Genomic DNA, 26,405 nt, shown 5'->3' with positions numbered 1-26,405 from the left:
TATTCTAAGTAATCGAGTGGGAACTTGTGACACGAAATCAACCGAATATCGGTATCAGATCTGGGACTGAGAACGTTATATTTTTAAGTGGAGGGTGTAATCCTCTGATATGGCTAGTCAGAGCGTAGTCTTACTTTTTCATTGTTCTGGTTCAGGAAGGAGCCTCCTTTTTCCAGACAGCTTCTAGCAGTTATAAAAAACCTGAAGCGGAAAATGTAAGATTGTCGGATTATCTGGTCGGGGTGAGAGGATTTGAACCTCCGGCTCCTGCGTCCCGAACGCAGTACTCTACCAGGCTGAGCTACACCCCGAATGAAGTGATTTACTAAAAACTGAGGCTTACAAGGAATAGCAAGTAGCGGACATTTTGAATCGGCTGTAACCGAAGCCAATAGTTCCCGCAAAACACTAGTAATTCCTTGTAATTGCAAATTCTGCCAATTCTAGCAAACATTGCTTGTAGATAGAATCACGGATTGCAGTGATTGCAGAAATAGCCATGTCGGCCTCATTCTGGGCACATCGCTTTGCGTAATCGAGTGCACCGCTTTCCTGAATGATTTTGAGTATTGGCTCAAACCCATCCTTTCCGCCGGTTTCGATGGCATGGCGCACGGTATCCACCTGTTCAGGTACACCTGAGCGCATGGCAAATATCAGCGGCAGAGTTGGTTTTCCTTCCGCCAAATCATCTCCCAGATTTTTGCCTGTATCCTGATCATTCCCGGAGTAGTCCAGCAAATCATCCACCAGTTGGAATGCTGTACCCAAGTGCATGCCATAGGATGACAGTGCTTCTTCTTCGGCCGGAGTGGCTCCTCCCAGTATTGCTCCCAATCGGGCAGCGGCTTCAAAAAGTTTAGCAGTTTTAAAACGGATGACCTGCAGATAATTTTCTTCTTCTACATCCGGATCACGACAGTTGAGCAACTGGAGTACTTCACCCTCGGCGATGGTATTGGTCGCATCGGCCAGTACTTCCATAACCCGCATGTTGCCTACTTCTACCATCATCTGAAAAGCACGTGAATAGAGAAAATCCCCTACCAGTACGCTTGCAGCATTACCAAATAAAGCATTGGCAGTGGCCTGATTGCGGCGTAATTCGGACTCATCCACTACGTCATCGTGCAGGAGTGTCGCGGTGTGAATGAATTCGATGACTGCAGCCAGGTTGTGATGGTGCAAGCCTTTGTAATCGAACAATCCTGCGGCCAGGATGACCAGTGCCGGTCGCAATCTTTTACCGCCGCTGTGAATGATATATTCACTTACCTGCCGGACAAGTACAACCTGAGAGTGAAGCTTTTGCTGGATAACATTATCAACCTCCTCCATATCTTTGGCGATAACATTTCTGATCGACTCGATTGACACAATGACTCCCTGAAGAAACCGCTATGGTAGAAATGTCGCTGCCTGAGTGTCAAGCTGGATTCCCGCAGAGGAAGCAGTTGAAACATATGTCGTACAGCGTGTGATCATGGAACTTCCATTGATTGAGACAGTATAACTTCCGTTATAATTGATCAGTTTTGAATTGGCGTTATCGGGATACTTTTCATGCAACTTTTTGCTTTTGGTGTTAACCATCATACTGCACCTTTAGATATACGCGAGCATGTGGCTTTTTCGAAAGAGTCGATGCAGCATGCGCTGCATGATCTGGTAGGTCACCAGCTTGTCAAGGAGGCAGCTATTGTCTCGACGTGTAACCGCACTGAAATATACTGTAATACCGATACGCCGGATAAGGCGGTCAGCTGGCTGGCCGATTTTCACCACCTGCGATTCGGTGATCTGGAGCCTTATCTCTACAGACTATTGCGAGAGAAGGCCGTTAAGCACGCCTTTCGTGTTGCCAGTGGGTTGGATTCCATGGTTCTGGGCGAACCCCAAATACTGGGGCAGATGAAAAGCGCCGTAAAATCTGCTGAACAGGCAGGGACACTGGGATTGTTGCTGCATAAAATGTTTCAGCGCACATTTTTTGTTGCCAAGGAAGTACGTACCTCCACGGAAATAGGTGCCTGTTCCGTTTCAATGGCAGCCGCATCGGCGCGTCTGGCCGAGAGAATTTTCGGCAATATCAGTGAGCAGAAGGTGCTGTTCATCGGTGCAGGTGAAATGATCGAATTGTGTGCTGCTCATTTCGTGGCCAGACACCCTGTACATGTGACCGTTGCCAACCGCACGGTAGAGCGAGCAGAAGCACTGGCACGGCGTTTCAATGCCCATCCTATCTCCTTGGGTGAACTGCCGGATCAGTTGGCGTTGCATGATATCGTCGTTACTTCTACGGCAAGTCCGTTACCGATACTTGGAAAAGGGATGTTGGAGCGAGCGATCAAGCAGCGCAAACATCGGCCGGTTTTTATCGTTGATCTGGCCGTACCGCGGGATGTTGAGCCAGAAGTGGCCGAATTGGATGACGTGTTTCTGTATTATGTGGATGATCTGGCTGATATTGTTAAAGAAGGGCTGGATAATCGCCAGGGTGCGGTGACTCAGGCCGAGACGATCATCGAATCCAATGTTGTCGATTTCATGCACTGGGTTGCCACGCGGCAAAGTGTTCCAACCATTCTGGCGCTGCGTAATCAGGCAGAGCGATATCGCCGGCATGAACTGACCCGTGCGTACAAATTGCTGGCGAAAGGAGAAGATCCTGAAAAAGTACTGGAATCGCTGAGCAGTGGATTGACCAATAAATTCCTCCATCTTCCCTCTTCTGTTCTGAATCGTGCATCTGATGATGAACGTGAGCAGCTTATCGAACTCGTCAATCGGCTGTACCAGTTGCATCACTCATAAATGAACAAGGGAATTATTGATCAGCTCACCCGGCTGAGCATGCGGCTGGGGGAACTGGATAAGCTGTTGAGTACCGAAAAAATCACGGCCGATCTGGATAATTACCGGAAGCTTTCTCGTGAACGGGCGGAAATCGAACCGGTAACCGAACTTTATCGCACCTATCGACAGATTGAGCAGGATTTAGCAACAGCCAGGGAAATGAGTTCAGATCCTCAGTTCCGTGACTTTGCCGAAGCCGAGATCGAAGCAGACAGGCAAAAGCTCACAGATATTGAAACTGAGATACTCAGGCAGTTGTTGCCTAAGGATCCGAATGACGAACGCAATATTTTTTTGGAAATACGGGCAGGTGCGGGAGGGGATGAATCTGCCTTGTTTGCAGGCGACCTGTTTCGTATGTACAGCCGTTATGCGGAACGGGAAGGATGGCAGGTGGAAGTCGTTTCACAGAATCCTTCCGAGGTGGGGGGGTACAAAGAAATCATTGCTCGAGTCATGGGTTATGGTGCTTATTCCAGACTCAAGTTCGAATCAGGTGGGCATCGTGTACAACGTGTTCCAGCGACAGAAACGCAGGGGCGTGTACATACCTCGACTTGTACCGTTGCGGTTTTGCCGGAAGCGGATGAGATTGCCGATATAACTCTGAACCCGGCTGATTTGAGGATCGATACCTTTCGTGCTTCCGGAGCCGGAGGACAGCACATCAATAAAACGGATTCGGCTGTGCGAATTACCCATTTGCCGACGGGAATCGTGGCTGAATGCCAGGAGGGGCGCTCTCAGCACAAGAATAAGGCGCAGGCGATGAGTGTTCTGATTGCTCGTATCCTCGACAAACAGGTACGTGCACAGCAGGCTGAGCAGGCAGCTACTCGAAAATCACTCGTCGGCAGTGGCGAGCGTTCAGAACGCATCCGGACCTATAATTTCCCGCAAGGCAGAATTACTGATCACAGGATCAATCTCACACTCTATAAAATCGAGCAGATTGTCGATGGCGAGTTGGATGAGTTATGTTCTGCCTTGGCTGCTGAGCATCAGGCAGCCCAACTGACTGCCATGACAGAAAAATGACGGGGGATGGTCTGCTTGTCCCAGTGCAGGAAAATTTAGATACTCTCGTTACAATCGGTGAGCTCTTGCAGAGTCCTGCAAATGTTATTGATCGCGTTGATACACGCTGGATATTGCAAAGTATATTGAACACAGATGCAGCTTTTCTGATCGCGCATTCTGAACAGTTGCTCAGTACAGATCAGCTTGCCTGTTTTCGGCAGATGATTGCAAGGCGCATTGCCGGGGAACCGGTTGCATATCTGACGGGAGAAAGGGGATTTTACGATCTAGTATTTGAAGTGACGCCCGATGTATTGATTCCACGCCCTGAAACAGAGCTTCTGGTAGAAATGGCATTATCGAAAATACCCTCTGACCGGAAATGTAATATCCTCGACCTGGGGACCGGGAGTGGTGCTATCGCGATCACCCTCGCCAGACATCGCTCCGATGCCTGTGTGACAGCGGTTGATTTTTCCCCGGGGGCAATGGCAGTAGCCCGCAGGAATGCCAGAATGCACGCTGTGAAAAATATAGTATTCGTCGAGGCTGACTGGTTTTCTGGTTTTATCAGAGAAAAATTTGATGTGATCGTAGCCAATCCTCCCTATATCGCTGAAGGAGATCCACACTTAAAGCAAGGAGATCTGCGTTTTGAACCGTTGATCGCATTGGCAGCTCGGGATAACGGTTTGGATTGTATTCGGACAATCATTACGCAAGCACCGGATTACCTTGAGCCATCCGGATGGTTGATGTTGGAACATGGCTATGACCAGGCTGACGTTTGTCGTGAATTGCTGGATACAGCCGGTTTCACTTGCTTGTTTACCCGGCCGGATATTGCCGGCACAGACAGGGTGACTGGTGGACAGTATGAATGAGCCGCGGGAAGAAAATTTGTAACATGATCTGTGAATTGTTGCGGCTACATAAACTCCAATGAGGATGTGTAGTAGATGGAAGATTTTATATAAGATGAGTTTAGTTGGGATGCCTGTTGTTTATGAGATACATAACTGCTTTGTAAATTTCAAGGAGAAGGTTAAATATGGATGTCGTTGATTCTATTGAAAAACAAGTGTCGTCGTACCCGGTGGTTTTATATATGAAAGGCACGCCGCAGCAGCCGCAGTGTGGTTTTTCCGCTAATGCGATACGGATATTGAATGCTTGCGGGGTTGAGGATTTTTTTGCAGTAAATGTGTTGGCTGATCCGGAAATACGTCAGGGTATCAAGGATTATTCCAGCTGGCCTACGATTCCCCAGTTATATGTCAATGGAGAATTTATCGGTGGATCTGACATTATGTCTGAAATGTATCAGAACGGAGAGCTGCAGAAGCTGTTCGAGAAATAATCGAGCAATGAACTGATTGTTTATCAATTAGTACTAATTGATTGCTGCAGCGATTAACCAGTATCTTGCAAATTTACCTGCAGCAATGAAAAACGCTGCCGAGGCCCAGTTGATCCGCAGCCATCCGGCAGCTACACATAATATATCGCCGATCAGTGGCAGCCAGGACAGAAATAATACGGGTGCCCCACGGCGGCGTGTCCACTCCAGCCCGTGAACATGGCGACCGATCTTTTGTGACAGCGCCTGTTCGTCGGGCAGCAAACGACCAATCACATAAGAACTCATTCCCCCCAGCGTATTACCCAATGTGGCAACATTCAATGCTGGCCAGAACAGATCGGGATAAGTGATCAGTACTCCGACCAGCACGGCTTCAGATCCTCCTGGGAGTAATGTTGCAGCAAGAAAACTGCTGATAAAAAGTGTCAGCAGGCTGGTGTTCTCATTCATAGGAGTAGTGCCAATTTTCCGGTAACAGTAAATGAATCTGGAGGTGGTTCAGAAGGTATCTGCAAATCGTGTATTCATATCCTGCGGTAGTGTAGCATTGCGGACACTACTAATTTCATTTCGGCGATGTCATGTCAGGAGATAATTGACGTTTCTCGCTATCAGAACGAATCATACCGAGTGATTGTATTTCCCGTCATATTACCTGTAGAGATAACAGATTGAAGGCTTTCGCAGTGTTTCGGAAATCATCACCTATACCTCACGAATTGCACTAATCTGTAAAGGTTTCGTGTATTTATCCGTTTACCTTTAGAAATATTGGTTTGGAACAACTACGAGAGGGTGGTGCACATATCAATCAATATTTTGGGTACGGGTTACTCCAGTTTGTGCCAGCTTTCACGTTTGTCATTTAATGTCCTGAGGTTGATAAATTCCCGGTAGATGATATTGGTAAAAATTTAGAATCTGAAGCGATTGTTACTGTTATTGTCCAGCTGTGGTCCATTTGCTGGAACACAGGGTTGGGCAGAAGGTATCGGGATGCATGAATAATATACTTTTCTCAGAAAGGCGAGGTGTGATCAGGCATAGGGTTATCTGTTCAGCCATCCCATGCCTGCATACGCACTGGTAGAGGGGGCCGTAGGCATGCTTCGGAAATGTATCTGAATACCCTGATCGAGAAGATTTTCAGAGTAGCTTGAGACGACATGCAAAGGCAACTATTCATTACCCTGTGGTGGTTGATTATGTTTTGCAGCTGCACTTCCATGTCGTGTATTCTGGTTGCATAATTGTGAATATTCTGGCCGGAACTAAATGGAAGAGAAAAGTGGGGATGTCGAGAGGGAGACAAATTCAAAAGTTCAGATTTGATGAGGTTTTGTTCGGGTGAGTAAGAACGTGTGCGACTTTGTCAATTTGGTTTTTATTTCCGAAATCGCTTGTATGTACGATAACGGAGTTGATTCATGCTGATTTATGATGCACACAGCCCTGCACCACGTTGTTTGCGGATGTTTCTGCTGGAGAAACGGTTGCAACTGCCGGCCGTGACCGTGGATGTCATGACCGGAGAAAACCGGCAGCCGGTATATTTGACTGTCAATCCGGCAGGGCAAACCCCGGCTTTGCGCCTGGATGATGACAGTGTAGTGGCAGAAGCCGTTGCTATTGCAGAATATCTGGAAGAGCTGTATCCCTTGCCGACGCTGATCGGCAATACACCTGAACAGCGCGCACAAACTCGGCAATGGTGGCGACGGGTGGAGCTCAATATTACCGAATTTATACACAATGCATACCATTATGCGGAAGGGCTGGCTCGGTTTGAGTCTCGTATTCCGGTGTTACCCGAAGCGGCTGACGGATTAAAGTGTGTGGCGCAGGATCGCTTGCACTGGCTGGATGATATGTTTGGAGCAGGGCCGTATCTTTGTGGCGAACGTTTTACTGCTGCTGATATCTGGCTTTATGTGTGGCTGGATTTTGGTATAACGGTCAATCAGCCATTTGACCACAATCTGTCGAATATCGGCCCTTGGTTTGAACATATCGCAGCACGGCCCAGTGCTGAACTGAGCAGGGTTCTGCTGAAAGTCGACGAGGGTGACTAACTGCCCGAAGACAAGAAAAATATAACTACATACAACTACGTGTCATATTTGTATATGGGCTTCTGGTTTCACTGAAAAATGAGAAGAGCTTTATGGATTCCAGTATCTGTCTGACTGATCAATAGGCTGCGTTCAGGTTCTTTTATTGCATTTGATTTATATTGTAATGTGTTATAAACCGGGTTAGGTTATGTACGTTTTCTCGGAATAAGGGGTAAAGGTGTGAAGTGATGTTTATTTTTTATAAGGAGACGATGAAATGAATAAGAAAAGAGTGGTAACGATGCTTGCATTAGTAGGTGCCTGTGCCGGTTTGTCCGCCTGTGCAACAACCGGGGAGATCGAAGCTCTCAAATTGCGTGTTGATGCACTGGAATCCAATGTTTCTGCAGTGAAATCAGATGCAGCAGCTGCCAGAGCAGCAGCCAATGATGCAGTCAATACTGCCAATCAGGCAATGGACAAGGCTAACGAAGCCAATGCACGCTCGATTGATACCGAAACCAAAATTGATCGCATGTTCAAACGTGCAATGCATAAATAAGCCAGTTGTTTCGTGATTACCCCGGGTTCTTTTTTCATTTGTGATTGAGGTTTATTATTCTCCGATCTGGATGAAGCAAGGTGGAATCCGGGGTAGTCAATCAGTTCTCCTGATGCTCGCGAATCGGGCAACTCAACAAATTTTTCTCCGTGCATTATTCCCGCAGCTGAGTTCCGTTACATACTGCAAGATTTCTGTGATCATTTGCTGGCTTGCCTGTTGATAGCTCAGAGGTCATGAATTACTTTTGTTCTTCATCAGCATTTTTGTCCGTAAGTACCGAGCCTTGTTCTGGTTGCGGCGTCTGGGGTAGATCTCTGAGCGGATGCAGCGAAGGAACATTGCCACTGTTTTCTGTACGATCGCGGTAAAGTGCGGCGCGGCTCAGTAATATCAGTGTTACTGGTGTAGTCGCCATCACGAATATACCAATCAGCAGTTGATATAGAACGAGTTGTGATTCGACGACACTGAAGTAAATCACCGAAGCGGTGGCGATACCGGCTGTTCCCCAGCTAGTCCCGAGTGTCGGTGCGTGAATCCGGTCGTAGAAACTGCGTAAACGATAAAGCCCGAATGAACCGATTAGTGTCAATCCGGCACCAATCAAAAGAAAAAGAGCAATGAGCAATGTAGCCCATATCGGCAAATCAGCGGCATGGTTCATTCGATTACCTCTCCGCGCATCAGAAATTTAGCTAATGCCACAGTTGCCACGAAACCCAGCGCACCGATGATGAGGGAAATTTCAAAATAGAGTGAATTACCGGTGCGTATGCCGAAAACGAGCATCAGCAGCATTGAGTTATTGTAGAGCGTATCCAGCCCCAGCACTCTATCTTGAGCACGCGGTCCGCTGATCATTCGGGTCAGTGCCAGTATCATGGCAATTCCCAGAGCAATTTGTGCCGTGGTAACGGCCCAGAAAAAAATAGTGGCACTCATTCAAATATCTCCTGTAACAGGTATTCATAGCGATTCTTGATCAGATTTAACCAGCTGGTCTCATCGACCAGATCAAAAACATGCAGTATCAGGATATTACGTGCAGAGTTGTAGTCGATCCAGGCCGTGCCAGGGGTACCTGTTATGATGATAGCCAGGATGGCTAATCCCATAGGGTCGCGCAGATCAAGCGGAATAGTCATGAAACTGGATTTCCCGGCTTTTCTACCTCCATGTAGAATAATTCCGGCTACGGCGATGTTGGAACGTACGATATCGTAAAATACGATAGCAAAGAGTTTGGGTAGTAAATCCCAGCGCCGGATTCGTGGTTTTGCCGGGTGCAGCGCAGCCAGTCCCCATGTAGCCACAATCGCAGTGAAGGTACCAAGTAGAAACTGGCCGACTGAAAAACCGGCTAGCATCAGCCATGTGATGATCAGTAAAATGGTTAGCAACGGGTATGGGAACAATCTGTTCATTCTGTTGTTTCCAGCGACTGTGGCGGTGTCTTCATGACACCTTCAATGTAGGGTTGTGGTGCGTGCAAGTTGTTTGCGGTGGCTTCCATGAAATGCATTACCGGCCCTGCCTGTATGGTCAGTACGAGCGTTATGCACAGCAAGGCAGCAATCGGCACGATTTCGATTAGTAATACCCGTGGCAGTGCCGTATCTACTGGAGGCGCCCAGAAAGTGCGTATACCGGAACGGCTCATGGCGATCAGGGTAGCCAGTCCGGAAAAAATGAGGAGGGCCAGGAACCACCAGAGAGCGACGGGAATGACGTGCATCTGCTCTGATTCACCAGGACTGAACAGGGCGTTGAGGATGACGAATTTGGCAATGAAACCCGAAAGGGGCGGCAAGCCGGCTAGCACAATGGTGCAAGCGGCAAAGCATGTACCCAACACGGCAATCGTTCTTGGAATGGCTACTCCGATAATTTCTTCGCTTTCCATTTCTTCATCATCGTAACCGAACGCTTCCATGGTAACGGCCAAAACGTTTGCTGCCATATTCTGCCCTCTTTCAACTAGTTCGATGAGCATGAATAGAGCACTGATTGCGAGTGTGGAGCTGGCAAGATAAAACAGGGCACCAGCGGTTACTTCGGTTTGTACCAGACCGATGCTTGCCAGCAGTGTGCCGGATGAGATTAGTACCGAGAAACCGGCAAATCGTCCCGGTGTCTGTGAAGCAAGAACCCCGACAGTACCAAAGCCGATCGTCGCCAGACCCCCATAAAGCAGTATCTGCGCTCCCAGACTTTCCGAAAAGCCGGGATCATTCCCGAAAAAAAGCAATGACAGACGCAGCAGTACATAAATGCCGACTTTACTCATGATGGCAAAAATGGCTGCTGATGGCGCTGGTGCTGCGGCGTAGGTCGTCGGAAGCCAGAAATTCAACGGCCACATACCTGCTTTAATGAGAAAAGCCACACTCAGAATGGCTGCTCCGGATTCCAGCATCGTGCGGTTTGCCTCATTGATTTGCGGGATACGTATGGCCAGATCGGCCATGTTGAGCGTGCCAGTAACACTGTAAATCAGAGCTACTCCGATCAGAAACAGCAGTGAAGCGACAAGGTTGATGGCGATGTAGTGTAACCCCGCCTTTACCCGCAATAACCCTGATCCGTGTAATACCAGACCATAGGATGCTGCCAGCATAACTTCGAAGAATACGAAGAGATTGAACAGATCTCCGGTCAGAAACGCGCCATTCAACCCCATCAGCAGTAACAGAAACAGAGTATGAAAATGGACACCGGCCTTCTGCCAGCGCCCGAGTGAAAATATCAGAGAAGGTAGAGCGAGCATCGCGGTCAGAACCAGCATCATCGATGACAGGCGATCCAGCACCAGATTGATAGCAAATGGGGGTGGCCAGTTACCCAGCAGGTAGACCGCAATCCTGTCTTCATTCGCACTGTCATTTGTATGCACAATGCACAGAAGCAGAATCGATATCACCAACAATACAACGGTGGATAGAACGGATACGAAGGCTTTCACGTGCCGCGCACGATCATCGAGAAAAAGCAGCAACACTCCGGTGATGAATGGAATCAGAACCGGTGCAATGACAAAGTGTTCCAGAGATAAATTCATCGGTCGGGTTCCTTACCATCAACATGATCGGTGCCCGTCAGACCGCGTGAGGCAAGCAGGACGACCAGAAAGAGTGCCGTCGTGGCAAAGCCGATGACGATGGCTGTCAGTACCAGGGCCTGAGGTATCGGATCGGCAAACGTTGTCGGATCAATTTGAGCACCTGCTTGCGTGACCGGCGGTTTGTCTGTCACCAGCCGTCCCATGCTGAAAATGAACAGGTTGACAGCATAAGAGACCAGTCCCAGCCCAATGATGACTTGGTAGGTGCGAGGACGCAGCAGCAGCCATACACCTGATCCAACCAGTATGCCGATACCGAGAGACAGAACCAGTTCCATTAATCTTCCTCCCCGGTTTTTTCAGTGTCTGCGGAGCGCGTGCGATAGCTGCGAAGGGATTGATGTGCTATTGCAATCAGCATCAGTGCGGTTGCACCGACAACCAGTAACAGGACACCCAGATCGAAGAACAGTGCTGTGGCGACCGGTAATTCTCCGATCAGTGGTATTTCCAGATGATCGAAATGTGAAGTCAGGAAGGGGAATCCAAACAGCCATGATCCTGTTCCGGTCAGCACCGCTAGCAGTAAACCAGAGCCAATCCAGCGAACTGGCCGAATATAGAGACGGTCTTCCACCCAACGGGTTCCACTGGCGAGGTACTGTAACAAGAGGCCGATAGCCAGTGTAATACCGGCAGCAAACCCGCCACCTGGCAGATCATGGCCGCGCAGAAAGAAATAAACCGCCAGCAGAATGATGAACGGGAACATCCACTGCATGACGATTGAAGGTACCATCAGATAGTCATGCATGGTTTCTCCGATGCTGCGTTCGGGATGATTGTCATCAAAAGCATTCTGTCTGCGCTGCTGCTCGGGAATATCGATACTGTCCGGTGCAGGCCGGAAACGCCGCAGCAGTGCGTAAACGGTGAGTGCCACGATGCCCAGTACGGTGATTTCACCGAAGGTATCAAAACCACGAAAATCGACCAGGATGACATTGACGACATTGTTACCACCTCCTTCCGAATGAGCTCGCTCCAGAAAAAATTGGGCGATCGAATCGGACAATGGTGTATTGGTCATTGCTTTGTAGGCTGTTAGTGCCATTCCCCCTCCACAGCCGACAGCCAGTGTCAAATCCCGGAATCTGCGTGTCCAGGCAACCGGTGTCAAAGCATTGTCGATTTGTTCTACCCTTTTTGGTAGCCAGCGCAGACCCAGCAGGATCAGAACGGTAGTGACGATTTCTACCAGTAACTGGGTCACTGCCAGATCGGGTGCGGAAAACCAGACAAAGGTGATACAGGTGACGAGACCTGCTCCTCCCATCAGAATCAGTGCAGCCAGACGGTGATATTTGGCCTGATAAGCAGCACCAAGTGCGCAGGCGATGCCGATTCCCCAGAGTATTGCAAAAACGGGATCAATTCCGGTCAGTACCGGTAAACCGAAATCGATGCCTGCTTCAAAGAATGGCCAGCTGCCGGCGAGCAAGGCAATCAGCATGACCAGAAACAGTTGCGGTTGAAGACGATGTGTGCCGAAAAACTCTTCCAGCCAGCGTGCCCATCGCCACGAGAGCGTAACCAGCATCCTGTCAAAAATATGCTGACCTTTGAAATGACTCAGACCAGGCGGGCCATCTTCACATCGGGCAAGATAGTTTTTCAATAACAGATAAAGCAATACCCCGCTGATGAGTGCAATCACACTCATAATCAGTGGAGTATTGATGTCATGCCATATAGCCAAACTGTACTGCGGTGTATGTTCACCCAGTACTGAGATCACGGCGGTATGCAGATAAGGACCGACAGTCATGCCAGGAATAATGCCGACAATGAGGCAGGCCAGTACCAGAAACTCGATTGGCAATCGCATCCAGTGTGGAGGTTCATGAGGTTCACGCGGAAGCTCGAGTGCTTTCTCACCGAAAAAGACAGTATGAATAAAACGCACGGAATAGGTTACCGCAAAAGCACCCGCAATCGTTGCGACATAGGGAAGCATGCCATCCAATACAGAGCCGGAATGTTGTCCGAGTGTTTCGGCAAAAAACATTTCTTTCGAAAGGAACCCATTGAGGAGCGGTACACCTGCCATAGCAGCACTGGCTACCATGGCGAGCGTGGCCGTGATCGGCATGTAGCTGAACAATCCGCTCAGTTTGCGCATATCACGTGTTCCGGCTTCATGATCGATGATACCGGCGGCCATGAACAGGGATGCCTTGAAAGTGGCGTGGTTCATCATGTGAAAAATCGCTGCTACAGCAGCCAATGGACTGCCAAGGCTCAGTAGCGTGGTAATCAGGCCGAGATGGCTGATGGTCGAATAGGCTAGTAATCCCTTGAGATCCTGCTGGAAGATGGCGAAGTAAGCGCTGAGCAGCAGTGTACTCATGCCAGCCAGCCCGAGTATGAAAAACCATTCATCAGTACCGGACAATACCGGCCACAGCCGAGTGAGCAGAAACACACCTGCTTTTACCATCGTGGCTGAATGCAGATAGGCGGATACCGGAGTGGGTGCAGTCATGGCGTTAGGCAGCCAGAAATGGAACGGGAACTGCGCACTTTTGGTCAGTGCTCCCAGCAGGATGAGTATCAGTGTAGGAACGTACAGCTCATGTTCCCGGATTGTGTCACCTGCCGCCAAAACGCTGTCGAGGTCATAGCTGCCGACGATGTAACCGACGAGAATCAACCCGACAAGTAGGCAAAGGCCACCGGCTCCCGTGATGATCAATGACATGCGCGCACCTTCGCGTGCCGCTGCATTATGATGCCAGTAACCGATCAGCAGGAATGAAAAGATACTGGTGAGCTCCCAGAAAATGGCCAGCAGAATCAGATTACCCGCGATGACCATACCTTGCATGGCGCCGGCGAAAGCCAGCAGAAAGGAGAAAAAACGCGGAACCGGATCCCTGGGAGACATGTAGTAACGTGCATAAAGTACCACGAGAAACCCGATACCGGTAATCAGCATCGAAAACATCCATGCAAAACCATCCATCCTGAGTGTGAAGTTCAGGCCGCATCCAGGCAGCCATTCAATTTCGTTACGAAGGATTTCCCCCCCGGAAATGAATGGATAAAGGCCGATAGTGATAATAAGCGCCGCGATCATTACGCTACCCGCCAGCCACGCTTCCGTATTACGGGCATTAGCCGGCAGTATTGCAGCCAGTGCACTACCGACGAAAGGTAACGCTATCAGAAAATACAGGAGATCTTCGCTGTTCATCCTCAGAAAAACAATGTAAATGGTATTGCCGGGGGTGCCGGCAGAATTAAATCAGATGATCGACACCGGATAATTGCATCGGGCCGATATCCGACAGGGCAACAGTTCGCAGCCGCCGGGAATAGCATCAGGCATACCCTGGAAATCCGATGATCCCAATCCGGGTACAGGTTCCGTGATGAGCTGCAAATTGCTGGAAATTATACTGTCGATAATCAGGCAGTACCCACCTGATTAAAAATGATTTCCCGGCCTGATTTTATTTTTGTCCGGTCAATTCAGTAATAGTAACAAATCTCAAATGCCGCTGCACAGGCGAAAAAGATTACTTCAATCAGCCGGAACAGCCTCTGACTCTGGTGGTGAGCGCAGTTCGCGGGCGGTTGGTTTGCAGCGCCTGCATGGTTTCACCGATGATGGTCAGTAAATTCATAATTTGGAAAGGGGAATAACCGGTTTGTCTATCGGCCCGTCTTCGATGATTCGTCCGTCCTGGAGTCGGATCAGACGGTGAGTCCAAGCAGCCAAGTATGTTCACAAGGTGGATTTTCCGGAGCCGGAATGGCCCATGATTGCGACAAATTCCCTACGTCGTATCGTGGAAACTGACATCAAATATACCTGCAGGCTGAGGGAGGAACCGGTATGGTTACCCCGCCGGTAGATCTGTGTACCGATATCAACCAGTTCCAGCGGTGCGAGCGTCTCGTCGGCGGATGTTGTGCGTACGATATCCCCCGGTCGGCAGCCCGGGTTTTTATATCATACCTTCCGGATTTCCTTATAGTGAAAAATAGCCGTAAATTGCACCAGTGAACAGGAAAAGAATGATTCTTCTGCGGGAGTTGAACATGAAAACCAATACCTTTATCGAATGAGGCCTATTGGCTCGCTGAATTTTTAGCAGCAGAAATGATTGAATAAAATCTATTTTTTTTCTTTTTCGGCTGCTACGAATTCCTTGATTTGTCGCAGACGTGCTTCCACGCTGGATAACTGGTAGAAATTATCATGTTTATGGCGCAAAGCGATCTGGAGCTGTTCTATTGCTGCCCTTAGATTGCCCTCACGGATCAGCGCCTCGGCTTCAGCCTGATGTTGCAGCAAGGCATTTCCCAGTGCGGCATGACACTGGGCTGTAAGCCGGTAGATCCGGATGTCGTCATGGATGAACTGGGATTGGCCATTGATGAAGTCCAGCGCAGCCTGGGCATCCTCGTGTTGCAGCAGTGCATCGGCGTAATCGTAAACCAGCGCGCGATAATGCGGGAAGGATTGCAATGCAGATTGATACAGCCGGAAAGCGTCATCAGTCTGGCCGTTGGCAAATTTGACGCGCGCCGCAAGCGTTTCAATCATGGCAGCGGATTGCAGATAATCACCCTCTACCTGAATAGATTTTCCCAGACGATGGTTCTTGAGCGACTGGGCCGAAGAATCAGATTGAATAGCCCGGTAAAGCGTATTTAATTCCTCATCTGCTAGTTTGAACTGTTTCGCACGCAGCAAGGCTTGGATCAGGCCATATCGTTCTGCAATTTCGTTGATATAGCGTTTATCTTGCAGACGTGCTTTGAATTCATTAATGACTGAAGCCGGATTACCGCGAGAGGCACGGATCTTGGCACGAACCAGATGGAATTCCAGGCTGTCCTGAATCTGCCGGTAACCCAGCTGCCGGGTACGATTCTGGATGTCAGCGATACGCTCATGCGTGACCGGGTGAGTCATGAGGTAAGAGGGCATTCCATTTTCGTAATAGCGGCTGGCATGTTGCATGCGCTCAAAGAAGGAGGACATGCCGTGCGGATCAAACCCCGCCTTGACGAGCATGTTGAATCCGACACGATCAGCTTCTTTTTCATGCTTGCGAGTGAAATTCAGCTGGGATTGTATGGCGCTGGCTTGAGCGGTGGCCAGGACTGCCTGACCGGCATTGGGATTGGAACGGGAGGCAAGAATGGCAATTGCCAGTGCAGCGATTGATCCGAGTAGGCCTAAATACGAGGTTCCGGAGATCATTCGGGCAAGATGCTTTTGAGTGACGTGCGCAATTTCATGCGCCATGACACCGGCCAGTTCCGATTCGTTTTGTGCAGCGGTGATGAGGCCGCTATGAAATCCCACGAATGCGCCCGGTAGAGCAAAGGCGTTGATTGAGGAATCATTGATGGCAAAAAATTCGAACGGATTATCCGGATTGGTCTGGCCTGCGGCAGTAATCAGCCGATTGCCCAGCCGGGTCAGATAATCGGCAATTTCAGGATCGTCCAGATAGCTGGAATCCGCGCGGATCTCGCGCATGATCTGTACGCCGATCTGCCGCTCCTGGCGGGGAGTGACACTGGCCTGGGAAACATCACCCAGATCGGGCAGTTCCTGTCCAAATATATGGGCAGGAAATAACAAGGGCACAATGATGAAAAGGTAGCGAAATTTCATATCGCGTTTGATGGTTGCCGACAGATCGAGTTCCATCATACCGGTGAACCGACTCTGATTTGTGATCTTCTTACAGCTGGCTCGATGAATACAGTGGTGTCATCCGGGCAGCTCAATCTGGAAACCCGGAAGTCAGCGGAAATCGCCATGATCGGCCGAAATCACGCCGCGTGATCCGGATACCAAGTGCTGCCTGCCGGCGTTTGTATTCACTGGAATGGATCATGCGCAGCACACGTCGGACGATTTCTTCGGGATAGTTCATGGCGATGATTTCTGTTGCTGACAGATCGTTTTCCACATACGCTTCGATGATTGCATCCAGTACATCGTATGGCGGGAGGCTGTCCTGATCGGTCTGGCCCGGGCGCAACTCAGCCGAAGGCGGGCGCTGCAGAATACGATGTGGAATGATCGGTGAAATCTGGTTGCGATAATGGCAAAGCCGGTAAACCAGTGTCTTGCTGATATCCTTGAGTATCGAAAATCCGCCGGCCATATCTCCGTATAACGTGCTGTAACCCACGGCGGTTTCAGATTTGTTACTCGTTGGCAGCACCAGCATGCCGGACTGGTTGGCCAGCGCCATCAGCAATGTTCCGCGGATACGAGCCTGCAGATTTTCTGCAGTGGCCGAAGTCCCGGACCCAGAGCAGGCATGCAACTCGGCCTGCAACGCTTGCTGGAACTGATCGAACAACCCGGTAATCGGTATCTCGGCATGGTGCACCCCCAGGTTGTCTGCCATGATCTGGGCATCCTGGATACTGATGTCGGCGGTGTAAAGGGAAGGCATCATCACGGTTCTGATCCGTTCAGCACCGAGGGCATCCACTGCGATTGCCAGTACCAGTGCAGAATCAACACCACCGGACAGACCGATCAGCACACCAGGAAATCTGTTTTTGGTGATGAAATCATGCAGGCCCAGGCACAATGCGGTGTAAATACTTCCGACCTGATCCGGCAATGTGGAACATTTTCCAGAGATCGACTGATGATCGTGAATTTCGATCACAGCGAGCGCTTCCCGAAAAGCAGGCAGCTGACAAACGAGTTTACCGCTGTGATCCATCGCGAATGAAGCACCATCGAATACCAGTTCATCCTGCCCGCCGACCGGATTGATATAAACAGCTGGCAGCCCGGTTTGTGTGATTCCCTCGCGCAGTGTCCGGTAATGGTCAGTCTGGCTGTCGATGGAGTAGGGAGAAGCATCTACGGTCAGCAGAATCTGGGCACCGGCAACCTGCAGTGATTGCAGATGAGCCGCATGCCGATAATCGGAACAGGTTGTCAATCCAAAAAGTGTACCGCTGCATTCGAACGTGCAGAGCGGGTTGCCGGTGCTGAAATAACGACGTTCATCCTGTAACCGGTCAGAGAATAAATGCTGTTTGCAATGTGTCGCCAGCAGGCGGTCATCCCGAACGATGGAAACAGCATTGAACAGATTGCCGTCCATATTGTGAGGATGCCCGACGATCAGCGTAATGTCATGCACTTGGGCGACAAGTTCCATAAGCGCCTGATGGCAGGCTTGTAAAAACTCCCTGCGCAGCAGCCAGTCTTCCGTGAGATAGCCGCACAGCGACATTTCCGGTGTGACAACCAGATCAGCACCAGCTTTCCTGGCTTGCTGGCAGGCACGTAGTATTTTGAGTTGATTCCCGTTCAGATCACCTGCCGTGCAGTTGATTTGTGCAAGCGCGATCTTCACGGCAAAAAGAAATGTAAGAAGAGATGCCGGTAAGCGGTTGACGCCCGGTCAGAAAGGCAGGGCTGCATCCGGCCTGGCTTGCAGGATGACTCGGCGGAAATCCTGCTGGATACGTTCCAGCGCGGCCTGATTATCCGCCTCGAAGCGCAGCACCGCGACCGGCGTGGTGTTGGATGCCCGGATCAGACCGAATCCATCTTTGTATTCCACTCGCAGGCCATCGATCGTAATGACCTGGTCGGCTTCAGGAAAGTCTGCATCGCGCTGAAGCTGAGCGATCAGAGCGTGATTTTCTCCTTCCTTGAGTCTGATCTGCAGTTCGGGGGTATTGATCGTGTCGGGCAGAGCGTGCAGCACCGCAGCCGGGTCAGCCTGTTTGCTGAGCAGTTCCAGCAGACGTGCACCGGCATACAGGCCATCATCGAATCCGTACCAGCGTTCCTTGAAGAAGATATGGCCGCTCATTTCACCGGCCAGTAATGCACCGGTTTCCTTTAGCTTGGCCTTGATGAAGGAGTGTCCCGTTTTCCACATGACTGGCTTGCCACCATGCTGGATGATCCAGGGTGCCAGTGTGCGTGTGCATTTGACATCATAGATGATCTGACCACCGGGGTTTCTGGATAGTACATCGGCGGCCAACAGCATGAGCTGGCGATCCGGATAAATGATGCTCCCATCTTTGGTGACGACACCCAGACGATCACCATCGCCGTCGAAGGCAAAACCGATTTCAGCATCGGTGGTAGCCAGTGTCCGGATGACATCCTGCAGGTTTTTCGGTACTGAAGGATCAGGATGATGATTCGGGAAGGTACCATCGACTTCACAAAACAGTTCGATTACTTCACAGCCCAATCGGCGATACAGTTCGGGCGCCAGTACACCGGTGACGCCATTGCCGCTGTCAACAACGATCTTGATCGGCCGGGCAAGTTTGACATCCGCGACGATTCGTTGCAGATAACTTTGTACGATGTCATGCTGACGATAACTTCCCTGTCCGTGCTGGAAGTTGTCCTGCTCGATACGCAGACGCAGGGCCTGGATTGCCTCTGCTGCCAATGTTTCACTACCCAGTACGATTTTAAGACCGTTATATTCGGGTGGATTGTGACTGCCAGTCACCATTACGCCCGAGTAGCCGCACAATTCGTGTGCAGCGTAGTACAGTACTGGTGTGGGGACCATACCCACATCGATGACATCGATTCCACTTTTGCGGATACCGTTCGTCAGTGCCTGTGCCAGCTCTGGCCCGGACAGGCGGCCATCGCGGCCGATCGCAATGGCGGTAAGCCGGCGTTCACGTGCCTCAGAACCAATGGCGTGACCGATGAGTTCTACTGCTGCTGGCGTCAGCGCGGTTTCTACGATGCCACGAATGTCATAAGCCTTGAAAATTTCAGGTGCAATATTACTCATGCAGTAACGACTCCCTGGTTCGGATAAATGATGAATGACAGGAAGGCCGGATACCTATCCATGTCATGAATGATGGTGGTCCGGATTCGGCGTTCCTATCAGGACATACTGCGTACTGCAGTAAGGGCATATGACCTTGCCGGTTGCTTCGATCTCGAGAAAAACGCGCGGATGCCAGCTTCTCGTATCCATCGCTGGATTGGGGCAATACAGCGGCAAATCATCCGGGCTGATTTCGATTTCTTGTGGATATGGATAGGTACAGGTAGAAAGTGTATTCATGGGCGATTCACAGTCTGGTTTAGCAATTAATCATAATGCGTCCAATCGGCGTAATGCAGCCAATCTGCATGTTTGTCTGATTTGCCGTTGACGCAGTCAAAAAATAAAGTTTGCAGTTGTTCGGTGACAGGACCGCGTTTACCGTTACCAATCATGCGGCAATCCAGTTCACGGATCGGCGTGACTTCTGCTGCCGTACCGGTAAAGAAGGCCTCATCCGCACAGTAGACTTCATCACGGGTAATTCGTTTTTGAATGACCTCGATACCAGCTTCCTGTGCCAGTTGAATGACCGATGCACGCGTGATGCCTTCCAGACAGGCTGTCAGATCAGGTGTGTAAAGCTTGCCTTTTTTGATGATGAAAATGTTTTCACCGGAACCTTCCGCGACATAACCATCCACATCCAGTAGCAGGGCTTCCTGGTAGCCGTCCTGTGCAACTTCCTGATGTGCCAGGATCGAATTGGTATAGGTAGCTACCGATTTGGCGCGACACATGTTGATATTGACGTGGTGGCGGGTGAAGGAGGAGGTTTTGACACGAATCCCGTTTTTCAGTGCATCTGCACCCAGATAGGTTCCCCATGGCCAGGCAGCGATGGCGACGTGGACTGACAGATTTTTGGCGGATAATCCCATGGCTTCCGAGCCGTAGAAGACAATTGGACGGATATAGCCGGAGGTTAACCCATTCTGCCGGACGACATCACGCTGTGCCTGTATCAGTGTGGGCTGATCAAAGGGAATTTTCATTCTGAAGACATGTGCCGAGTGAAACAGACGTTCCGTATGCTCGGGCAAACGGAAAATGGCTGGTCCTCCGAGTGTCTGATAGGCGCGCAACCCTTCGAATACACCCATTCCATAATGCAGGGTATGGGTAAGTACATGGGTCGTGGCATCGCGCCATGGAACCAGCTCTCCGTCATACCAGATAACCCCGTCACGGTCCGCCATCGACATGCTGAAACTCTCCTGTGTTAGATTTGTAAACTGAATAACGGGAAGTATTCGTCAGCCGGATCATCCGGCATTTCCCCAGAAACCTTGCTGTATTCTAGCGTATTTTTGCCAGCGACAATGCCGGCAGCACGTGATGAATTCGAAACCGTGACAAAAAATGTGATAATTCCCGAAAGCGAATTCATTCTTCTATCATTTCTGAGCGATCATCGTTATTCATGCAACCACTTCGTTTCGATGCACTGATCATTGGTAGCGGTCTGGCCGGACTGACACTTGCTCTGAATCTTGCAGAAACCCAAAAGGTCGTACTGGTGACCAAGCGAACGTTACACGACAGCTCCAGTGCGTGGGCGCAAGGGGGGATTGCCGCCGTGCTGTCGATCGAAGATTCACCGGAGGCGCATATCCGCGATACGCTGATTGCCGGTGCAGGTTTGTGTAATGAAGCCATGACCCGTCATATTGTGGAAAACGGTCCACGGGCTGTCAAATGGCTGATTGCCCGAGGGGTCGATTTCACCCGGGATGATCACAATGAAACCGGTTATCACCTGACCCGAGAGGGCGGTCATAGTGTGCGTCGCATCATTCATTCTGGCGATGCCACCGGTAAAGTGGTGCAACTTACACTGACTAGACAGGCAGCACAACATCCAAATATCACCGTGCTGGAGCACCATATCGCAGTGGATCTGATCACTAGTGAGAAGCTGTCTCATGGTGGAGAGAATAACCGCTGCTACGGGGCTTATGTGCTCGATATCCGCGCCGGGAAAGTGCGCACGATCGCGGCGTGTAATACGATTCTGGCCACCGGCGGTGCGGGTAAGGTCTATCTCTATACGACCAATCCCGATGTATCCACTGGAGATGGTATTGCCATGGGGTGGCGTGCGGGGTGTCGTGTTGCCAATATGGAGTTTGTTCAGTTTCATCCCACTTGCCTGTATCACCCGCATGCCAAATCCTTTCTGATCAGTGAAGCAGTGAGAGGAGAGGGAGGCATACTGAAGCTGCCTGATGGTGAGCGTTTCATGCTCCGGCATGATGAGCGGGCCGAACTTGCTCCGCGTGATATCGTGGCGCGTGCAATCGACTTCGAAATGAAGAAACGCGGGCTGGATTGTGTATTTCTGGATATTTCCCACCAGCCAGCCGATTTTCTGGTGCAGCATTTTCCAACTATTTACAAGCGCTGTCTGGAACTGGGTATCGACATTACCCGTGAGCCCATTCCTGTAGTTCCGGCAGCCCACTATACTTGTGGCGGGATCATGACTGATCGACGCGGACGAACTGATCTCGACAATCTGTACGCCATGGGTGAAACCGCACATACCGGCTTGCATGGTGCTAATCGTCTGGCCAGTAATTCTTTGCTGGAATGTCTGGTCACTGGTCTTTCAGCAGTCGAGGATATTCTGGTTCGCTCTCCAGCACAGGATCTGCCGTTACCGGACTGGGATGAAAGCCGTGTGACCGATGCCGACGAGGAAGTCGTAATTTCCCATAACTGGGATGAGTTACGCCGTTTTATGTGGAATTATGTAGGCATCGTGCGTACCAGCAAACGTTTACAGCGGGCACAACACCGCATCAGGCTGCTGAGTGAGGAAATTGGTGAGTACTATTCCAATTTCCGGGTAACCAGTGATTTGCTTGAGCTGCGCAATCTCGTGTGTACTTCTGACCTGATCGTGCGAAGCGCAATGCTGCGGCATGAGAGTCGCGGGCTGCACTTCAGCCGGGATTACCCTGAAATACTGCCGCAAGCCGTTGACACGATCCTGTCACGAGAATGATAAAAAATTGGCAAGGTTTGTATGTACTCCCCGCGACGGTGTCGTCATGGAATGGATCTGATCAGCGGATACTAAGTGCTTTATCCCATGTCGGTGGGAATGGAATCGCTGATGGATGATGAATTGAAGTCGCTGGAAGATAAGATCGACCTGCTGATCGGGTTGTATCAGGAGACGCGTGAGGAAAATGCCAGATTGTATCGTTTGCTTGAAAATGCAGAGGCGGTAAATCGCCAGCTTGCCGAGCGGATGCAAACCGCAGCTGAACGCCTCAAGGTTTTACTGAACAATCTGCCCGAGGGCTGAAGTGAATAAAGATACTGTTTTGAATGTAATCGTAATGGAGCAGGAATTTCGTATTCACTGTTCGGAAGAAGAACGTGAAGATTTATTGCTTGCGATTTCCTGTCTCAATAAAAAAATGGAGGAGATAAAATCAGCAGGCAAGATTGCCGGAACGGAGCAGATTGCCATTGCCGCCGCCATTAGCATTACCCGTGAATTGCTCAGTATTCGTTCGCAGGGTGGTTTTGACATGAATGAATTTAAGCGTAGAATCGAACTGCTGGAGTCCAAGGTAAGTGATGCGCTTGCCGGTATCAGGACCATCCTTAAGAATAAAATCGAATAATTTAGCGCGTCGTGCGTTGTGTGCCAGAGCAATTGCGACAGATTTAACCCCTGCGGTGTTTGTCAAGGTTTGTATTCTTTGAACCAATTCTTTGTATTTGGCTGCTAGTCGATGGTTGCTGTTGTGCGTACTCTCTCGTGGAGCATGCCTGATGCGGCCGACAGGCGGCCACTCTTGAACCTGTGGTTCAAGATAACAACCTGACGGCATTCGCGGGGACCCCTTTCCTTTTAGTGGTTTCAGTTTTTTCCCATATCCTATTCGTGAAAATATGCGTTACTGGCTGATGAAATCAGAGCCGTCGGAAGTAAGTATCGATGACCTTGTTGCCCGGCCGGGGCAGACAGTGCCCTGGGATGGTGTACGCAACTATCAGGCGCGTAATTTCATGCGTAACCAAATGCAGCTTGGAGATCTGGCTTTTTTCTATCATTCGAGCTGCCCCGAACTAGGTATTGCCGGCATCGTCGAAGTTTCAAGGCTTGCTTATCCGGATGAAACACAGTTCGACTCGACCAGCAAATATTTCGACCCAAAATCGACGCGTGAGAATCCGCGCTGGTTCAATGTCGAAATCCGGTTTCTTCGTAAGACCCGCTTGCTTTCCCTCAGAGAGCTGCGCAGTTATCCCGAACTGGCCGGTATGCGTATCCTGCAGAAAGGCAACCGGCTGTCCATTACCCCCATTGATCCATCGGAATGGAAATTCATCGAGGCAAAGCTGCAGTAGTGATGCCATGCATTTGCCTGTCCCTGATATTTTCATGCTTGTGCATCAGGATATTTGAAATTACCAGTGAGATATTCCAAATATGGAAGCGTGGCCGGTTTACCTGCTGACGGGGAGTGCAGTCGGTTTCTTTGCGGGATTGCTGGGTATCGGTGGTGGGCTGCTGATGGTGCCGATACTGGCCTCCGTTTTCATGTCTCTGGGTTTTCCGGCTGACCATATTCTGCATATTGCACTGGGAACGACTACGGCGATCATTACCCTGACCGCGATTTCCAGCCTGCGTGCTCACCATGCCCATGGTGCCGTGAACTGGTGGATTGTGCGCTATATTACGCCCGGAATCATTGCGGGTGCGCTGGCTGGTTCTACTCTGGCCGGCCAGTTGTCGAGTCGGCTATTGGGTATCATTTTCGTTTTATTCATCTATTTCGCGGCCACGCAAATGTGGCTCAATCTCAAGCCGGGTACGGGCCATGTTCTGCCAGGAAAAACTGGCATGTTTGCTGCCGGCAGTGTGATCGGTGCGTTATCCAGTCTGGTAGCAATTGGCGGGGGATTACTGACAGTACCGTTTCTCTCCGCTTGTCAGGTCCGGTTGCACCATGCCATCGGTACGGCAGCTGCCGTCGGGTTTCCGGTTGCGCTGGCCAGTGCGGCGGGCTATGCCATTAATGGTTTGTTGCTGGCACAGCCATTGCCGGATTATGCACTGGGCTATATTTATCTGCCTGCTCTGATCACGGTGGGGTTGGCAAGTACGGTGACAGCACCGCTGGGAGCCAGAGCGGCGCATGTTTTGCCTGCAGTGTTACTCAGAAAAATTTTTGCAGGCCTGCTTTATTTGCTGGGAACCAAGTTATTGCTGGATTTATGGAATTAGTACCGGATTTTCAATCACCAGAAAAATTTTTCAGATCATGACCGACAATTTGTTGAAATACGGACCGCTGGGTCTGCCGGAGTATTCCGAGCGACGGTTGCTGCATACCGAGCTGAATGCGGATGTCTATGAACTGGTCAATATCCCGTTGCAGCTTTCTCATCTGGTTTTGCTTTCAGACCGACAATGGGTGAATAGGGAGCGTGAGCTGATCGTCCAGATTTGTGAACATTTCGGTATCCGGATTCTCAATGGCGCCTTCGATCAGTTGAGCGTCGAGCTGGGCGGTTTTCAATTGCGCTGGGAACGCCATACGGAATATTCCACTTATACTTTCTATAGTGAAGGCCCGTTCGAGGTTCCTTTTGCTCAGCCTGCCATCGCGCATGTCCCTCCGGAATGGCTGGAAAAATTGCCGGGAGAAGTGCTGGTCGCTACGCATATTGCACTGGAAGATCGCAGGCGCCCCAGCCGCAGCATGAGTGAACTATCCTCCCTGTTTTCCTCGAATACTGTGATCGGCTCCAAGGTTTCGGCGGGAAGTGCCAGTGTCTGGAGTGATAACCAGATCCATCTGGATGGATTTACCCGTTTTCTGATTCACGATGATAACTTGCGCAGCCGGCAGGTCGGCAGGCTGGTACAGCGTCTGCTTGAGATCGAGACTTATCGTATGCTGGCGATTTTGCCGATGACCATGACGCGCGAAATCATTCCCCAGCTGGAAAGATATGGCGAACAACTGACAGAGCTGATATCAACCAATATCGCGCCCAACTCTATCGAGGATGAACAGCGGTTGCTGGTAAAGCTGACCGCACTGGCCACGGAAATCGAAAGAATCTCTGCTCAGTCCAGTCATCGTTTCAGTGCATCGCAGACGTATCACACAATCATGCAACAGCGAATCACAGAATTGCGTGAGGAACGCATCGAGGGGTTGCAGATGTTGTATGAATTCAGAAAACAACGGGTTACCTCAGCTATGAGTACCTTTGATCTGGTTTGGTCTAAACTTGAAACACTATCACTGCGTGTAGAACGGGCGACTTCTATGCTGCGCACCCGGGTGGATATCTCGATGGAATCGCAAATCCGGGATCTGCTCAGGTCGATGGATACCCGGGCGTATCTGCAACTGCGTCTGCAGGAGACGGTGGAGGGCCTGTCGGTGGTTGTACTGAGTTACTACCTGCTCGGTATTACCGGTTACGGGCTGAAGGCTGCCAAGGCGGCAGGGCTGAATATCGATATTGAACTGATGACCGGTATCGCGATACCGGTCATTGTGATCATTGTATTTTTCGCTATCAGGCGTTTCCGCCGGATAGTAAGTAAATCAGCTTC

The 26,405-nt window shown here is 50.2% G+C and carries 26 protein-coding genes, 1 tRNA gene and 1 other RNA gene; 13 read left to right on the top strand and 15 right to left on the bottom strand.

Features of this window, described 5'->3' with window-relative positions; genetic code table 11:
• Nucleotides 1-234 precede the first annotated feature (234 nt).
• A tRNA-Pro gene (locus ABUL11_RS07315) sits at nucleotides 235-311 on the bottom strand.
• A 97-nt stretch (nucleotides 312-408) separates the two neighbouring features.
• On the bottom strand, nucleotides 409-1,377 hold the full coding sequence (gene ispB, locus ABUL11_RS07310; protein ID WP_350283208.1) for an octaprenyl diphosphate synthase: 969 nt from the start codon (nucleotides 1,375-1,377) through the stop codon (nucleotides 409-411).
• 186 nt (nucleotides 1,378-1,563) lie between these two features.
• Here ispB and hemA point away from each other — a divergent pair, with 186 nt between their 5' ends.
• From hemA to grxD, 4 genes are all read left to right on the top strand, one after another.
• Nucleotides 1,564-2,814, top strand: coding sequence for a glutamyl-tRNA reductase (gene hemA, locus ABUL11_RS07305; RefSeq protein ID WP_350283207.1), 1,251 nt, complete (start codon nucleotides 1,564-1,566; stop codon nucleotides 2,812-2,814).
• On the top strand, nucleotides 2,815-3,894 hold the full coding sequence (gene prfA, locus ABUL11_RS07300; RefSeq protein WP_350283206.1) for a peptide chain release factor 1: 1,080 nt from the start codon (nucleotides 2,815-2,817) through the stop codon (nucleotides 3,892-3,894). It abuts the gene before it with no gap.
• On the top strand, nucleotides 3,891-4,760 hold the full coding sequence (gene prmC, locus ABUL11_RS07295) for a peptide chain release factor N(5)-glutamine methyltransferase (protein ID WP_350283205.1): 870 nt from the start codon (nucleotides 3,891-3,893) through the stop codon (nucleotides 4,758-4,760). The genes prfA and prmC overlap by 4 nt, the downstream gene beginning before the upstream one ends.
• A gap of 167 nt (nucleotides 4,761-4,927) precedes the next feature.
• Complete coding sequence (grxD, locus tag ABUL11_RS07290) at nucleotides 4,928-5,236, top strand: Grx4 family monothiol glutaredoxin (protein ID WP_350283204.1); 309 nt, start codon at nucleotides 4,928-4,930, stop codon at nucleotides 5,234-5,236.
• 33 nt (nucleotides 5,237-5,269) lie between these two features.
• Here grxD and ABUL11_RS07285 read toward each other — a convergent pair whose 3' ends face one another.
• On the bottom strand, nucleotides 5,270-5,689 hold the full coding sequence (locus tag ABUL11_RS07285; RefSeq protein ID WP_350283203.1) for a YqaA family protein: 420 nt from the start codon (nucleotides 5,687-5,689) through the stop codon (nucleotides 5,270-5,272).
• A gap of 977 nt (nucleotides 5,690-6,666) precedes the next feature.
• Here ABUL11_RS07285 and ABUL11_RS07280 point away from each other — a divergent pair.
• Together ABUL11_RS07280 and ABUL11_RS07275 are read left to right on the top strand one after the other, a co-directional pair.
• Nucleotides 6,667-7,311 (top strand): glutathione S-transferase family protein, encoded by a 645-nt coding sequence (locus tag ABUL11_RS07280; RefSeq protein WP_350283202.1) that lies wholly within the window; start codon nucleotides 6,667-6,669, stop codon nucleotides 7,309-7,311.
• Between the two features lie 259 nt (nucleotides 7,312-7,570).
• Nucleotides 7,571-7,855, top strand: a complete 285-nt coding sequence (locus tag ABUL11_RS07275; RefSeq protein ID WP_350283201.1) for an Lpp/OprI family alanine-zipper lipoprotein — start codon at nucleotides 7,571-7,573, stop codon at nucleotides 7,853-7,855.
• Nucleotides 7,856-8,096: 241 nt separating this feature from the next.
• Here the strand turns inward: ABUL11_RS07275 and mnhG are convergent, their stop codons facing one another.
• The 12 genes from mnhG to ABUL11_RS07215 form a co-directional block, all read right to left on the bottom strand.
• Nucleotides 8,097-8,522 (bottom strand): monovalent cation/H(+) antiporter subunit G, encoded by a 426-nt coding sequence (gene mnhG / locus ABUL11_RS07270; RefSeq protein ID WP_350283200.1) that lies wholly within the window; start codon nucleotides 8,520-8,522, stop codon nucleotides 8,097-8,099.
• Entirely contained in the window at nucleotides 8,519-8,800 is a 282-nt protein-coding gene (locus ABUL11_RS07265; RefSeq protein WP_350283199.1) for a K+/H+ antiporter subunit F, read from the bottom strand. The genes mnhG and ABUL11_RS07265 overlap by 4 nt, the downstream gene beginning before the upstream one ends.
• Nucleotides 8,797-9,282, bottom strand: coding sequence for a Na+/H+ antiporter subunit E (locus ABUL11_RS07260; RefSeq protein WP_350283198.1), 486 nt, complete (start codon nucleotides 9,280-9,282; stop codon nucleotides 8,797-8,799). Before ABUL11_RS07260 ends, ABUL11_RS07265 begins: the two co-directional genes overlap by 4 nt.
• Complete coding sequence (locus ABUL11_RS07255; protein WP_350283197.1) at nucleotides 9,279-10,916, bottom strand: monovalent cation/H+ antiporter subunit D; 1,638 nt, start codon at nucleotides 10,914-10,916, stop codon at nucleotides 9,279-9,281. Before ABUL11_RS07255 ends, ABUL11_RS07260 begins: the two co-directional genes overlap by 4 nt.
• Nucleotides 10,913-11,257 (bottom strand): Na+/H+ antiporter subunit C, encoded by a 345-nt coding sequence (locus ABUL11_RS07250; RefSeq protein WP_011112439.1) that lies wholly within the window; start codon nucleotides 11,255-11,257, stop codon nucleotides 10,913-10,915. Before ABUL11_RS07250 ends, ABUL11_RS07255 begins: the two co-directional genes overlap by 4 nt.
• Nucleotides 11,257-14,175, bottom strand: coding sequence for a monovalent cation/H+ antiporter subunit A (locus tag ABUL11_RS07245; protein WP_350283196.1), 2,919 nt, complete (start codon nucleotides 14,173-14,175; stop codon nucleotides 11,257-11,259). The genes ABUL11_RS07250 and ABUL11_RS07245 overlap by 1 nt, the downstream gene beginning before the upstream one ends.
• Before the next feature lie 927 nt (nucleotides 14,176-15,102).
• Nucleotides 15,103-16,656: a M48 family metalloprotease gene (locus tag ABUL11_RS07240; RefSeq protein ID WP_350283195.1), complete on the bottom strand. Its 1,554-nt coding sequence runs from the start codon at nucleotides 16,654-16,656 to the stop codon at nucleotides 15,103-15,105.
• A 73-nt stretch (nucleotides 16,657-16,729) separates the two neighbouring features.
• The gene (locus ABUL11_RS07235; protein WP_350283194.1) at nucleotides 16,730-18,337 is read right to left on the bottom strand and encodes an NAD+ synthase; all 1,608 of its coding nucleotides are present in this window, start codon (nucleotides 18,335-18,337) and stop codon (nucleotides 16,730-16,732) included.
• A 48-nt stretch (nucleotides 18,338-18,385) separates the two neighbouring features.
• The gene (locus ABUL11_RS07230) at nucleotides 18,386-19,762 is read right to left on the bottom strand and encodes a phosphomannomutase/phosphoglucomutase (protein WP_350283193.1); all 1,377 of its coding nucleotides are present in this window, start codon (nucleotides 19,760-19,762) and stop codon (nucleotides 18,386-18,388) included.
• 63 nt (nucleotides 19,763-19,825) lie between these two features.
• Nucleotides 19,826-20,044, bottom strand: coding sequence for a zinc-finger domain-containing protein (locus tag ABUL11_RS07225; protein WP_350283192.1), 219 nt, complete (start codon nucleotides 20,042-20,044; stop codon nucleotides 19,826-19,828).
• Between the two features lie 26 nt (nucleotides 20,045-20,070).
• Nucleotides 20,071-21,009 (bottom strand): branched-chain amino acid transaminase, encoded by a 939-nt coding sequence (locus ABUL11_RS07220; RefSeq protein ID WP_350283191.1) that lies wholly within the window; start codon nucleotides 21,007-21,009, stop codon nucleotides 20,071-20,073.
• A 17-nt stretch (nucleotides 21,010-21,026) separates the two neighbouring features.
• The gene (locus ABUL11_RS07215) at nucleotides 21,027-21,194 is read right to left on the bottom strand and encodes a hypothetical protein (RefSeq protein ID WP_350283190.1); all 168 of its coding nucleotides are present in this window, start codon (nucleotides 21,192-21,194) and stop codon (nucleotides 21,027-21,029) included.
• Between the two features lie 33 nt (nucleotides 21,195-21,227).
• Between ABUL11_RS07215 and nadB the strand changes: the two genes are divergently transcribed.
• From nadB to ABUL11_RS07180, 7 genes are all read left to right on the top strand, one after another.
• Nucleotides 21,228-22,814 (top strand): L-aspartate oxidase, encoded by a 1,587-nt coding sequence (gene nadB, locus ABUL11_RS07210; protein WP_350283189.1) that lies wholly within the window; start codon nucleotides 21,228-21,230, stop codon nucleotides 22,812-22,814.
• Between the two features lie 75 nt (nucleotides 22,815-22,889).
• Entirely contained in the window at nucleotides 22,890-23,120 is a 231-nt protein-coding gene (locus ABUL11_RS07205; RefSeq protein ID WP_350283188.1) for a hypothetical protein, read from the top strand.
• 1 nt (nucleotide 23,121) lies between these two features.
• Complete coding sequence (locus ABUL11_RS07200; RefSeq protein WP_350283187.1) at nucleotides 23,122-23,445, top strand: cell division protein ZapA; 324 nt, start codon at nucleotides 23,122-23,124, stop codon at nucleotides 23,443-23,445.
• A gap of 44 nt (nucleotides 23,446-23,489) precedes the next feature.
• A non-coding RNA gene (gene ssrS, locus ABUL11_RS07195) (6S RNA) lies at nucleotides 23,490-23,668 on the top strand.
• Nucleotides 23,669-23,716: 48 nt separating this feature from the next.
• Entirely contained in the window at nucleotides 23,717-24,175 is a 459-nt protein-coding gene (locus ABUL11_RS07190) for an EVE domain-containing protein (RefSeq protein ID WP_350283186.1), read from the top strand.
• 82 nt (nucleotides 24,176-24,257) lie between these two features.
• Entirely contained in the window at nucleotides 24,258-25,058 is an 801-nt protein-coding gene (locus tag ABUL11_RS07185) for a sulfite exporter TauE/SafE family protein (protein ID WP_350283185.1), read from the top strand.
• Nucleotides 25,059-25,095: 37 nt separating this feature from the next.
• Nucleotides 25,096-26,405: DUF3422 domain-containing protein (locus ABUL11_RS07180; RefSeq protein ID WP_350283184.1), on the top strand; the 1,310-nt coding region annotated here is incomplete at its 3' end.

The organism is Nitrosomonas sp. (assembly GCF_040256045.1).
In the GTDB taxonomy this organism is placed as follows: domain Bacteria; phylum Pseudomonadota; class Gammaproteobacteria; order Burkholderiales; family Nitrosomonadaceae; genus Nitrosomonas.
Note: the sequence above shows the minus strand (reverse complement) of the source record. Positions and strands in the feature narration are given on the sequence as shown.